At 64.4% G+C, this 12,654-nt stretch carries 11 protein-coding genes and 3 tRNA genes; 13 read left to right on the top strand and 1 reads right to left on the bottom strand.

The window, feature by feature from the left end:
• Positions 1-309 precede the first annotated feature (309 nt).
• Complete coding sequence (locus K9D25_RS17755; protein WP_244376933.1) at positions 310-1,131, bottom strand: TrmH family RNA methyltransferase; 822 nt, start codon at positions 1,129-1,131, stop codon at positions 310-312.
• Positions 1,132-1,398: 267 nt separating this feature from the next.
• On the opposite strand from K9D25_RS17755, the gene K9D25_RS17750 reads away from it, so the two are divergent.
• The 13 genes from K9D25_RS17750 (at position 1,399) to rpoB (ending at position 12,619) form a co-directional block, all read left to right on the top strand.
• A tRNA-Tyr gene (locus tag K9D25_RS17750) sits at positions 1,399-1,483 on the top strand.
• A gap of 30 nt (positions 1,484-1,513) precedes the next feature.
• Positions 1,514-1,587, top strand: a tRNA-Gly gene (locus K9D25_RS17745).
• 178 nt (positions 1,588-1,765) lie between these two features.
• Positions 1,766-2,956 carry an elongation factor Tu gene (tuf, locus tag K9D25_RS17740; RefSeq protein WP_244376921.1) on the top strand — a complete coding sequence of 397 codons (1,191 nt, stop codon included), beginning with the start codon at positions 1,766-1,768 and terminating at the stop codon, positions 2,954-2,956.
• A gap of 176 nt (positions 2,957-3,132) precedes the next feature.
• Positions 3,133-3,209 (top strand) — tRNA-Trp (locus K9D25_RS17735).
• Between the two features lie 199 nt (positions 3,210-3,408).
• A complete protein-coding gene (gene secE / locus K9D25_RS17730; protein WP_144344629.1) occupies positions 3,409-3,606 on the top strand; it encodes a preprotein translocase subunit SecE in 198 nt (65 codons plus the stop codon).
• 11 nt (positions 3,607-3,617) lie between these two features.
• Complete coding sequence (gene nusG, locus K9D25_RS17725; RefSeq protein WP_244376932.1) at positions 3,618-4,148, top strand: transcription termination/antitermination protein NusG; 531 nt, start codon at positions 3,618-3,620, stop codon at positions 4,146-4,148.
• Positions 4,149-4,320: 172 nt separating this feature from the next.
• The gene (locus K9D25_RS17720) at positions 4,321-4,935 is read left to right on the top strand and encodes a DJ-1/PfpI family protein (RefSeq protein ID WP_244376931.1); all 615 of its coding nucleotides are present in this window, start codon (positions 4,321-4,323) and stop codon (positions 4,933-4,935) included.
• 92 nt (positions 4,936-5,027) lie between these two features.
• Positions 5,028-5,399, top strand: coding sequence for a ribbon-helix-helix domain-containing protein (locus tag K9D25_RS17715; RefSeq protein WP_244376930.1), 372 nt, complete (start codon positions 5,028-5,030; stop codon positions 5,397-5,399).
• A 253-nt stretch (positions 5,400-5,652) separates the two neighbouring features.
• A complete protein-coding gene (gene rplK / locus K9D25_RS17710; protein ID WP_244376929.1) occupies positions 5,653-6,102 on the top strand; it encodes a 50S ribosomal protein L11 in 450 nt (149 codons plus the stop codon).
• A gap of 4 nt (positions 6,103-6,106) precedes the next feature.
• Positions 6,107-6,808, top strand: a complete 702-nt coding sequence (gene rplA / locus K9D25_RS17705) for a 50S ribosomal protein L1 (RefSeq protein WP_244376928.1) — start codon at positions 6,107-6,109, stop codon at positions 6,806-6,808.
• A gap of 470 nt (positions 6,809-7,278) precedes the next feature.
• Positions 7,279-7,797 carry a 50S ribosomal protein L10 gene (gene rplJ, locus K9D25_RS17700; protein ID WP_244376927.1) on the top strand — a complete coding sequence of 173 codons (519 nt, stop codon included), beginning with the start codon at positions 7,279-7,281 and terminating at the stop codon, positions 7,795-7,797.
• Positions 7,798-7,846: 49 nt separating this feature from the next.
• Entirely contained in the window at positions 7,847-8,221 is a 375-nt protein-coding gene (rplL, locus tag K9D25_RS17695; protein ID WP_244376926.1) for a 50S ribosomal protein L7/L12, read from the top strand.
• A gap of 267 nt (positions 8,222-8,488) precedes the next feature.
• Positions 8,489-12,619: a DNA-directed RNA polymerase subunit beta gene (gene rpoB / locus K9D25_RS17690; RefSeq protein ID WP_244376925.1), complete on the top strand. Its 4,131-nt coding sequence runs from the start codon at positions 8,489-8,491 to the stop codon at positions 12,617-12,619.
• The last annotated feature ends 35 nt before the right edge of the window (positions 12,620-12,654 follow it).

Raw genomic sequence — 12,654 nt, 5'->3', positions numbered from 1 at the left:
CGATCGCACGCACGATGAAGCCAGCTCGCGAGAGCCGCGTTTGTGATGGCCGAGTTTGGGAGTCCCTGCGGGGAACGCCGTAGGCTCGGGCTGTCTCCTCCCGGAGGCGGCCCGCCACGATGGGCATGATGCCTTTCCCCGGTGTCCTGGCGCGCGGAATTCTCCGATTCCGTCGCTTGCCTCAGGGGAGAGTGGCGAAAGCGGGGCGTTTTGACGATTGGCAATTGGTCGTAAACTGCTGCTTATGTTGCAATGCAGCAGAAGATCCGACTTTTCCCAAGTAAAGCCGGAGCGACACCATTCCGTGGCTCAGTTGGGGGCGCCGATCGCTCGCCGGGCGATATAGAGCGCGAGCACGGCGGCGTTCGACACGTTCAAGCTGACGATGGCGCCGGGAAGATCGATGCGCGCCAGCGTATCGCAGGTTTGGCGCGTCAGCTGCCGCAGCCCCTTTCCTTCGGCGCCCAGCACGAGCGCGACGGGAGAGGCGAGGGGGGTGTCGACCAGATCAGCCGGCCCCTCACTGTCGAGCCCGACGACCTGCACGCCGTTTTGCTTCAGTTCGTCGAGCGCGCGCGCCAGATTGCCCACAAAACAGAAGGGCACGTGTTCCAGCCCACCGCTTGCGCTCTTGGCGAGCACGCCGGTCGCGGCCGGGCTATGGCGCGCCGTGGTGACGATGGCGCCAACCTTCAGCGCCGCCGCCGAGCGCACGATGGCGCCGACATTATGCGGATCGGTGATCTGGTCGAGCACCAGCAGAAGATCGCACTCCGCCGCCTTGGCAAGGCTGAGCGAAGGCAGAGGATCGCACTCGGCCAGCATGCCCTGGTGCACCGCGTCGGGGTCGAGCAGACGGTCGATCTCACCGGGCCGGACGATTTCCGGGTCCAGCCGGTGCGGGATTCCTTCTTCCTGCAGACGACGCGCGGCGTTCTCGGTCAGCATTAGCCGGCGCAGCTTGCGCCGCGGATTGCGCAGCGCTTCGACCACGCTGTGCCAGCCATACAGAATCGCCACATCGTCCGGCCACGCGCCAAAAGGCCGGCCTGCGGGACGCGGGCGGGGCTGGCGAGGACGAGAGGCGGAAGGCTTGGGACGGCCGGACGGGCGGCTGGGGCGATCGTTCATGCGCGCGTTCTGTCACGGCGCGCGCCGCTTGGCAATTTGCCTTGTCGCAGCCACTTGCCCTGTCCGCCATGCGCGACTTTCATTCACCCGGTCTCGCGCGAAATCGCCGCGTGATCCACAGCTTTGGGAGCGGACCAACGCAGCGGGGTTGACAGGGCAGGGGCACCTCACCATAAAGCCGGCCGCACGGGAAACGCATCGCGTCGGTTCCCGGTCAGGTCGACAAGCCGATGCATTTCGACGCATCGCAGATCGGCCGACGTGCGAGGGGGAGTGTCCCGAGCGGCAAAGGGGGCGGACTGTAAATCCGCTGGCTATGCCTTCGTAGGTTCGAGTCCTACCTCCCCCACCACGTCGCCTTCCGCTAATCTATGCAGACCTCGCGGGTGTAGCTCAATGGTAGAGCAACAGCCTTCCAAGCTGATGACGAGGGTTCGATTCCCTTCACCCGCTCCACTTTTCTCCCAAGCCCCTATATGAGGCGACGGCGCGTTCATGCGCCGAACCAGCCCGAGGGCGATGCGATTATCCCCACCGCAGCTGCGGCGCAACGCGGCACTTGCGGAAAGCCGGGAAACCGCCTATCCCACGGCCCGATTTTTCGCGGCCCGTATGCCGCTGAAGGAAACGAGTTATGGCCAAAGAGAAGTTCAACCGTTCGAAGCCTCACTGCAACATCGGGACGATTGGCCATGTTGACCATGGCAAGACGTCTCTGACGGCAGCGATCACGAAGGTTCTTGCGGAGACGGGCGGCGCGACGTTCACGGCGTACGACCAGATCGACAAGGCGCCGGAAGAGAAGGCGCGCGGCATCACGATCTCGACCGCTCACGTTGAGTACGAGACGACGAACCGCCACTACGCCCACGTCGACTGCCCCGGCCACGCCGACTATGTGAAGAACATGATCACGGGCGCGGCGCAGATGGACGGCGCGATCCTGGTTGTGTCGGCGGCGGACGGCCCGATGCCGCAGACCCGCGAGCACATCCTTCTGGCGCGTCAGGTCGGCGTTCCGGCTCTGGTGGTGTTCCTCAACAAGTGCGACATGGTCGACGACGAGGAACTGCTTGAGCTGGTGGAGCTCGAGGTTCGCGAGCTTCTGTCGAAGTACGACTTCCCCGGCGACGACATCCCGATCATCCGTGGCTCGGCGCTGGTGGCGCTGGAGAACGGCGATGCCAAGCTCGGCCGCGACGCCATCCTGAAGCTGATGGAATCGGTTGACGCCTACATCCCGCAGCCGGAGCGTCCGGTTGACCTGCCGTTCCTGATGCCGATCGAAGACGTGTTCTCGATTTCGGGCCGCGGCACGGTGGTGACCGGCCGCGTCGAGCGCGGCGTGATCAAGGTCGGCGAGGAAGTCGAGATCGTCGGCATCCGCCCGACGGTGAAGACGACGGTGACGGGCGTGGAAATGTTCCGCAAGCTGCTCGACCAGGGCCAGGCCGGCGACAACGTCGGTATCCTTGTTCGCGGCACGAAGCGCGAGGACGTGGAGCGCGGTCAGGTCGTGTGCAAGCCGGGTTCGGTGAAGCCGCACACGAAGTTCAAGGCCGAAGCCTACATCCTGACGAAGGAAGAGGGCGGCCGCCACACGCCGTTCTTCACTAACTACCGTCCGCAGTTCTATTTCCGCACGACGGACGTGACGGGCATCGTGACCCTGCCGGAAGGCACGGAAATGGTGATGCCGGGCGACAACATCACGGTTGACGTGGCGCTGATCGTTCCGATCGCGATGGAAGAGAAGCTGCGCTTCGCCATCCGCGAAGGCGGCCGCACCGTCGGCGCCGGCGTCGTCGCTTCCATCATCGAGTGACATCGAGACGAAGGGGTGCGCGGGTCGCATCCCTTTCCGGCGACAAAGTTTTTCACGCTTTGCTGTCGAACTGTTGAAACCGGGCCTCGCGCCCCTCGACGTAGGCGCGCGGCCGGTTATAGTGCCTCGCGATTCGAGAGTCGGACGATATGGGCATCGCCCCGTCCGACTCTTCTAGGAGTGTAGCTCAACTGGTTAGAGCACCGGTCTCCAAAACCGGGGGTTGGGGGTTCGAGTCCCTCCACTCCTGCCACTTCCCCTGGAGGTGGCAGGCAAGAGCGCCAAAGGTTCTTTGACGCGAGGCGGCTTTGCGGGCTATACGCCCGCTTCGTGCATTTTTGGAGGGTCGTGTTGCCGGGGCGCCGGAAGGCGTGCAAGGCGGGACCCGCAGGCGGCGCGCCGCGATCAGCCGATACCGGCGCGGGCCGCATCAGAGGCGTTTCGAGACGAGCATGGCGAAGACGAACCCGGTCGAGTTCTTTCAGCAGGTCCGCGCGGAAGCCCGCAAGGTCACCTGGCCGACCCGTCGCGAGACGCTCATCACTACCGCGATGGTGTTCGTCATGGTGGTGCTGGCCTCGCTGTTCTTCCTGGTCGCCGACCAGATTCTGAGCTTCGCGATCGCTCAGATCCTGCAAATCGGCCGTTGAGGAGAGACGCGATGCCGATGCGCTGGTACATCGTTCACGCCTATTCCAACTTCGAGAAGAAGGTCGCGGACTCCATCAAGGAGCAGGCTGCGCAGCGCGGCCTTACCGACCTGTTCGAGCAGGTGCTCGTGCCGACCGAGAAGGTCGTCGAGGTGCGCCGCGGCCGCAAGGTCGACGCCGAGCGCAAGTTCTTCCCCGGCTACGTTCTGGTGAAGATGGACCTGACCGACGAGGCCTTCCACCTCATCAAGAACACGCCGAAGGTCACCGGTTTCCTCGGCGCGGACAACAAGCCGATGCCGATCGCCGAGAAGGAAGCCATGCGCATCCTTCAGCAAGTGCAGGAAGGCATTGAGCGTCCCAAGCCCTCGATCACCTTCGAGGTTGGTGAGACGGTCAAGGTGTCGGACGGCCCGTTCGCGTCGTTCAACGGCGTCGTCGAAGAGGTCGACGAGGGACGTTCGCGTCTCAAAGTGGCTGTGTCGATCTTCGGCCGCGCCACGCCCGTCGAACTGGAATTCGGGCAGGTCGAGAAGGTCTGACGGTCGGTTCGCTTTCGACCGGGATTTTGCAAGGGCGCGGCTTCGGCGGCGCCCTTTTGCTTTGGTCCGCGCGTTAACGGGTTAACACCCTTCGGTGCGCCGGCTGTTCTAGTCTCTGCCCAAGACCTGCCGCCGCCCGACTGCGGACGGCGGCGCAATCTGGGAGGTGAGAATGGCAGGCAAACGCATTCTGATGATCATCGGCGATTTTGTCGAAGACTACGAGACCATGGTGCCGTTCCAGGCGCTGCTGGCCGTCGGGCACACGGTGCATGCGGTCTGCCCGGACAAGAAGGCCGGCGATAGTGTCGCGACCGCGATCCATGATTTCGAGGGGCAGCAGACCTATTCGGAAAAGCGCGGCCACAATTTCGCGCTCAACGCGACCTTCGCCGAGGTCGATCCCGCCCGCTACGACGCACTGGTGATTCCCGGTGGCCGGGCGCCGGAATATCTGCGGATGAACGCCCGTGCGTTGGAGATCGTCCGTCACTTTTTCGCGGCCGACAAGCCGGTCGCCGCCATCTGCCATGGGGCGCAGCTGCTCGCCGGCGCCCGCGTTCTCGAAGGGCGGACCTGTTCGGCCTATCCTGCCTGTCGCGCTGAGGTGGAGCTTGCGGGCGGCACTTATGCCGACATCGCCATCGACGCGGCGGTGACGGATGGCAACCTGGTATCCGCGCCGGCCTGGCCGGCGCACCCGGCGTGGATCGCCCAGTTTCTTGCTGTCCTCGGCACGACCATCGCCCATGGCGAGGTGACGACCGGGGCGCGCGAGGCGGCCTGACTGACGCTGCCAGCCCCGATCTTCGCCTCTCCGGGGTTCGGGGCTATGATGCGTGTGGCGGGGAGGGTGCCCCGCCGCCGAGGAGGCGCTCCATGTGCAAGCTCTTCATCGAGGCTGATCCGAGCCTGTGGCAGACGCGGCTCAAATCGCTGCGGCTCAACGGCTTCTCCACCAGCGTGCGGCTGGAGAACCTGTATTGGCAGGTGCTGGAGGAGATTGCCCTGCGCGACGGCATGAGCCTCTCGCAGCTGCTCGCCAGGTTGCATGAGGAACTGACCTTCGCCCATGGCGGCGTGGAGAACTTCGCGTCCTTCCTGCGGGTGTGCTGCGGGCGCTATCTCGCGCTCCAAATGGAAGGCGACGTGCCGCGCGATCTCAGCCAGCCCATTCGCAGCCTTGATGCGGACGCGATCCTCGCTCGCGAAGCCCATCGCCGCCGGCGGACGCTGTCGTCGGCGGCGTAAGCCGGCTGAAGTGAGGTCGGCGGAAATGACGGCCGGGTTGCGTTCCGCGGGTTGATCCTGTATGGCAGGCCCCGCAAGCAGGAGGCTTCGGTCTCCGGCATGCATTCATGCGCGGGAGGCACGGCCGGTTCGCCAGCCAGCATTGTGAACGTGCCGCTACCGCGATCCTCCATTTACGCCGCACGCGATGAAGCCGTCGCGACGGCGTGCTTTGGCGTTTGCGACTGGCTGTCGCGCCGCCGAGGAGTTCACTATGGCGAAGAAGATCACCGGCTACATCAAGTTGCAGGTGCCCGCCGGCTCGGCCAACCCGGCCCCGCCGATCGGCCCGGCGCTCGGTCAGCGCGGCCTCAACATCATGGAATTCTGCAAGGCGTTCAACGCCCAGACCGGCCAGCTCGAAAAGGGCATGCCGATCCCGGTCGTGATCACCGCCTACCAGGATCGTTCCTTCACCTTCGAGCTGAAGACCCCCCCGGTTTCCTACTTCCTGAAAAAGGCCGCGGGCCTTGAGACCAAGAAGAAGCCCGGCTCCGGTTCCAAGACCCCGGGCAAGGGTGGCTTCGTCGGCAAGATCTCGCAGAACCAGATGCGCGAGATCGCCGAGAAGAAGATGAAGGACCTCAACTGCGATACCGTCGACGCGGCGGTGCGCATGATCGAGGGCTCCGCCCGTTCCATGGGCCTCGAAGTGGTGGGTTGAGCTGATGGCCAAGATTTCCAAGCGTGTTCGCGCCGTCCGCGAGGGCATTGATCCCGCCAAGCTGTATGGTCTCGATGAGGCGATCCAGCTGCTGAAGGATCGCGCCAACGCCAAGTTCGATGAGACCATCGAAGTGGCGATGAATCTCGGCGTCGATCCCCGCCATGCCGACCAGATGGTCCGTGGCGTGTGCAACCTGCCGAACGGCTCGGGCCGTACCGTGCGCGTCGCCGTGTTCGCCCGCGGCGCCAAGGCCGATGAGGCTAAGGCAGCCGGTGCCGACATCGTCGGTGCCGAGGATCTGCTCGAGACCATTCAGGGCGGCACGATCGATTTCGATCGCTGCATCGCCACCCCGGACCTGATGCCGCTCGTCGGCCGTCTCGGTAAGGTGCTCGGCCCGCGCGGCCTGATGCCGAACCCGAAGGTTGGCACCGTCACCATGGACGTGAAGGGCGCGGTCGAAGCCGCCAAGGGCGGCGCGGTCGAGTTCCGTGTCGAGAAGGCCGGCATTATCCATGCGGGCATCGGCAAGGCCTCGTTCCCGGTCGACAAGCTCGCCGAGAACATTCGCGCCTTCGCCGACGCCGTGGTCAAGGCCAAGCCGACCGGCGCCAAGGGCACCTATGTCCAGCGCGTCGCCGTCTCCTCGACCATGGGCCCCGGCCTGAAGGTCGAGCCGGCTTCGGTGCTGGTTGCGGGCTGATTGCTCCTGCGCGCGCATCACGGGGCCGGTCGCGGTCCCGTGATTGCGACGGTGTGGATTTGTCAAGCCCTCGGTGCTATCAGGGGTGACAAATCCCACGCGACTCACTATATGGGCGGTTTCGTTGCCGACATTGTCGGCCGCGTGCCGATGAAATTTCAGCTTTCGCCCGCTTAAAATCGGGCGGAGAGGCCGGCAGGGTTCGCCTTGCCGGCTTTATGTCCTGTCCGAGACTGCCGGTGCCCCTCGCTTGAGGTGGCTTAATCCCGCTTCGGGGCCAGCATAGACGGGGTTACGACCGATGCACGGTTCCGGTTCGCCGGGTCCTGGCTTTCGGCTCGAACCAGCGCCTTGGCCGGTTTTCCGGTCCCAGGGGACAGGATACCACCGCCACCGCTCCGCAAGGAGGGGTGGCAAGGCGCAAACCCGGCGGGGAAGTCACCCTTCCTCGCCACCGGAGAGCAAGTGAAGTGGATCGAGCACAAAAAGAAGAGCTCGTCACGTCGCTCACCGAGGTGTTCAACACCACCTCGGTTGTCGTCGTGGCCCACTATTCCGGCCTCACCGTCGCCCAGCTGCAGACCTTGCGTCGGCAGATGAAGGCGAATGGTGCGACCGTGAAGGTGGCGAAGAACCGCCTCGCCAAGATCGCTCTCGAAGGTTCGGACGTCGCACATGTCGGTTCCCTGCTGAAGGGTCCGACCATCATCGCTTATTCCAGCGATCCTGTTGCGGCTCCGAAGGTTGCCGTCGACTTCGCCAAGACGAACGACAAGTTCGTCATCCTCGGCGGAGCGTTCGGCACCACGGCCCTGAATGTGGATGGTGTGAAGGCTCTGGCCACCATGCCGTCCCTTGATGAACTGCGTGCGAAGCTGGTCGGCCTCATCCAGGCCCCGGCGACCAAGATCGCGCAGCTCAGCACCGCGCCGGCGGCCAAGCTCGCCCGCGTGTTTGCGGCCTATGCCAAAGAGAACGAAGCCGCGTGAGGCTTCCCGGTAATACTGGTTCGAACCGAAATCCAAGGACTTAAGTAAAATGGCTGATCTGTCGAAGCTCGTTGACGAGCTGTCCGCCCTGACCGTTCTCGAGGCCGCCGAGCTCGCGAAGCTCCTCGAAGAGAAGTGGGGCGTTTCCGCTGCCGCCGCCGTGGCGGTTGCTGCCGCTCCCGCTGGCGCCGCTGCGGCCCCGGTTGAAGAGCAGACCGAGTTCACCGTTGTCCTGGCCGCGGCCGGCGACAAGAAGATCGAGGTCATCAAGGAAGTCCGCGCCATCACCGGCCTGGGCCTCAAGGAAGCCAAGGACCTCGTCGAAGGCGCGCCCAAGCCGATCAAGGAAGGCGTGACCAAGGAAGAGGCCGAGAAGATCAAGGCCCAGGTCGAGAAGGCCGGCGCCAAGGTCGAGCTCAAGTGATCTTCTGATCATTTCGGGGCCGCCGGTTCGCCGGCGGCCTCTGCCTTCCCTGTGGAGGCGTGTCTATGGAAGCCCGACGGCTTCCCCGACGATCCGGAGCGGGTCGTCTGGCGAGCCGTCGGTTACGGAACGGCCGGAGGCAGGCACGCTGAGTGCCTCAACCTTGTCGGATTGTTTTGTGATCTTAAGCCTCCACGCAAGGCCACCGGCCCTCCCGCCGGGTTCGTGGATGGCGCTGACGGATACTCGGACGGAGCGAGGAGCGACATGGCGCAGACGTTCACCGGTCGTAAGCGGGTCCGCAAGTTTTTCGGCAAGATCCAGGAAGTGGCGGAGATGCCGAACCTCATCGAGGTTCAGAAGGCATCCTACGACCAGTTCCTGCAGATCGTTGAGCCGAAGGGCGGTCGCGCCGACGACGGCATTCAGGCGGTTTTCAAGTCGGTTTTCCCGATTTCGGACTTTTCGGGCGCTGCCATGCTCGAATTCGTCCGCTACGAATTCGAGCCGCCGAAGTACGACGTTGATGAGTGCCGCCAGCGCGGCATGACCTTCGCTGCGCCCCTGAAGGTGACGCTCCGCCTGATCGTTTTCGATGTCGATCCCGACACCGGCTCCAAGTCCGTCAAGGACATCAAGGAGCAGGACGTCTATATGGGCGACATCCCGCTGATGACGATGAACGGCACGTTCATCGTCAACGGGACCGAGCGCGTCATCGTCTCGCAGATGCACCGTTCGCCGGGCGTGTTCTTCGACCACGACAAGGGCAAGACGCACTCCAGCGGCAAGCTGCTGTTCGCTGCGCGCATCATCCCCTATCGCGGTTCCTGGCTCGACATCGAGTTCGACGCCAAGGACATCGTCTATGCGCGTATCGACCGCCGCCGCAAGATTCCGGTGACGAGCCTCCTCTTCGCCCTCGGTCTCGACGGCGAGGAGATCCTCAACACCTTCTATGAGACCATCACCTTCGCCCGCACGAAGGATGGCTGGCGCATGCCTTTCGATCCCAAGCGGATGAAGGGCTACAAGGCCGTGGCCGATCTCGTCGACGCCGATACCGGCGAAGTCGTCATCGAGGCCGGCAAGAAGGTGACGGTCCGTCAGGCCCGCCAGCTCGCCGAGAAGGGCCTCAAGGCGCTCAAGATCTCCGACGAAGAGATGGTTGGCCAGTATGTGGCCGAGGACATTGTCAACCCGACCTCGGGCGAGATCTATGTCGAAGCCGGTGAGGAAGTCACCGAGAAGATGCTGAAGCAGCTTGTCGAGCTTGGCTACGACGAGGTGCCGATCCTCGACATCGACCACGTCAATGTGGGCGCCTATATCCGCAACACGCTCGCCGTCGACAAGAACGTGACCCGCGAGGACGCGCTGTTCGACATCTACCGCGTGATGCGTCCCGGCGAGCCGCCGACGCTCGATTCCGCGCAGGCGATGTTCCACTCGCTGTTCTTCGACGCCGAGCGCTACGACCTGTCCGCGGTCGGCCGCGTGAAGATGAACATGCGCCTCGACCTCGACGCCGAGGACACGGTGCGCGTGCTGCGCCGCGAGGACATTCTCGCGGTCATCAAGACGCTGGTCGAACTGCGCGATGGCAAGGGCGAGATCGACGACATCGATCACCTCGGCAATCGCCGCGTCCGCTCGGTCGGCGAGCTGATGGAGAATCAGTACCGCGTCGGCCTGCTGCGCATGGAACGCGCCATCAAGGAGCGCATGTCGTCCGTCGACATCGACACCGTGATGCCGCAGGACCTGATCAACGCCAAGCCCGTGGCGGCGGCGGTGCGCGAGTTCTTCGGCTCGTCGCAGCTCTCGCAGTTCATGGACCAGACCAATCCCCTGTCCGAGATTACCCACAAGCGCCGTCTCTCGGCGCTTGGCCCGGGCGGTCTGACGCGCGAGCGTGCCGGCTTCGAGGTGCGCGACGTGCACCCGACGCATTACGGCCGCATCTGCCCGATCGAGACGCCGGAAGGCCCGAACATCGGCCTTATCAACTCGCTGGCCACGTTTGCCCGCGTGAACAAGTACGGCTTCATCGAGGCGCCCTATCGCCGCGTGAAGGACAGCCAGGTTCAGGATGAGGTGGTCTATCTCTCCGCCATGGAGGAGGGGAAGTACTACGTCGCGCAGGCGAACATTCCGCTCGACGCGGAAGGCCGCTTCACCGAAGACCTGATCGTCTGCCGCCATGCCGGTGACGTTCTTCTGGTCACGCCCGACCGCGTCGACTTCATGGACGTGTCGCCCAAGCAGCTCGTCTCGGTCGCCGCCGCGCTCATCCCCTTCCTTGAGAACGACGACGCTAACCGCGCGCTCATGGGCTCGAACATGCAGCGCCAGGCGGTGCCGCTTGTTCGCGCCGACGCCCCCTTCGTTGGCACGGGCATGGAGTCTGTGGTCGCCCGCGACTCCGGTGCCGCCATTGGCGCGCGCCGCACGGGTATCGTCGACCAGGTGGACGCGACCCGTATCGTCATCCGCGCGACGGAAGAGAACGATCCGTCGAAGTCGGGCGTCGACATCTACCGGCTGCAGAAGTTCCAGCGTTCGAACCAGTCGACCTGCATCAACCAGCGTCCGCTGGTGCGGGTGGGCGACCGCGTGCGCAAGGGCGACATCATCGCTGACGGTCCTTCGACCGATCTCGGCGATCTCGCTCTCGGCCGGAACATCCTCGTCGCGTTCATGCCGTGGAACGGCTACAACTTCGAAGACTCGATCCTGCTGTCGGAGAACATCTCCAAGGGTGACATCTTCTCCTCGATCCACATCGAGGAATTCGAAGTGATGGCCCGTGACACCAAGCTCGGCCCGGAGGAAATCACGCGCGACATTCCGAACGTGTCGGAAGAGGCGCTGAAGAATCTGGACGAAGCCGGCATCGTCTATATCGGCGCGGAAGTGCAGGCGGGCGACATCCTCTGCGGCAAGATCACGCCGAAGGGCGAGAGCCCGATGACGCCGGAAGAGAAGCTGCTTCGCGCCATCTTTGGCGAGAAGGCGGCGGATGTGCGCGACACGTCGCTGCGCGTTCCTCCGGGTGTCACCGGTACGGTCGTCGAAGTGCGCGTGTTCAATCGCCATGGCGTGGACAAGGACGAGCGCGCCCAGGCGATCGAGCGCGAGGAAATCGAACGCCTCGCCAAGGACCGCGACGACGAGCAGGCGATCCTTGACCGTAACGTCTTCGGCCGCCTGGCCGAGATGCTCGACGGCAAGACCGGCATTGCCGGCCCCAAGAGCTTCAAGAAGGACACGGTGCTCACCCGGTCGGTGCTGACCGAGTTCCCGCGCAGCCAGTGGTGGCAGTTCGCCGTTGCCGACGATCAGCTGATGAGCGAGCTGGAGGCGATCCGCAACCAGTACGACGAGTCCAAGAAGCGTCTTGAGCAGCGGTTCCTCGACAAGGTCGAGAAGCTGCAGCGCGGGGACGAGCTTCCGCCCGGCGTGATGAAGATGGTCAAGGTCTTCATCGCGGTGAAGCGCAAGATCCAGCCGGGCGACAAGATGGCCGGCCGGCACGGCAACAAGGGAGTGGTCTCGCGCATCGTCCCGGTCGAGGACATGCCGTTCCTTGAGGACGGCACCCCGGTCGACATGGTGCTCAATCCGCTCGGTGTGCCCTCGCGCATGAATGTCGGGCAGATCCTCGAGACCCATCTCGGTTGGGCCTGCGCCGGCCTCGGCCGGGTGATCGACCGTGCCATCGAAGGCTACCGGCAGACGCAGGACATCGCTCCGCTCAAGGACGCGTTCGGCAAGATCTACGGCAAGGACGAGACCATCGCGTCGCTCGACGAGGAAGGTCTGGTCGAGCTGGGATCGAACCTGCGTCGCGGCGTTCCGATCGCCACGCCGGTGTTCGACGGTGCCCGCGAGGCAGATATCGAGCACATGCTGGAGCTGGCCGGCCTCGACAAGTCGGCCCAGTCGACGCTGTTCGATGGCCGCACCGGCGAGCAGTTCGACCGTAAGGTGACGGTCGGCTACATCTACATGCTGAAGCTGCATCACCTTGTCGACGACAAGATCCATGCACGCTCGATCGGCCCGTACTCGCTCGTCACCCAGCAGCCGCTGGGCGGCAAGGCGCAGTTCGGTGGTCAGCGCTTCGGCGAAATGGAGGTGTGGGCTCTCGAAGCCTATGGCGCCGCCTATACGCTGCAGGAGATGCTGACCGTGAAGTCGGACGACGTCGCGGGCCGCACCAAAGTCTACGAGGCCATCGTGCGCGGCGACGACACCTTCGAGGCAGGCATTCCCGAGAGCTTCAACGTTCTCGTGAAGGAGATGCGTTCGCTCGGCCTCAACGTCGAGCTGATGAACTCCAAGACGCTCTCGGCGGTGCCGACCCCGGGCGAGAGCCTGCCAGCGGCCGAATGACCGACTGAGACCAAGGGCGGGCGCGCAGATTGCGT

Source organism: Ancylobacter polymorphus (assembly GCF_022836935.1).
In the GTDB taxonomy this organism is placed as follows: Bacteria; Pseudomonadota; Alphaproteobacteria; order Rhizobiales; family Xanthobacteraceae; genus Ancylobacter; species Ancylobacter polymorphus_A.
This window is presented reverse-complemented; position numbering and strand designations above follow the sequence as displayed.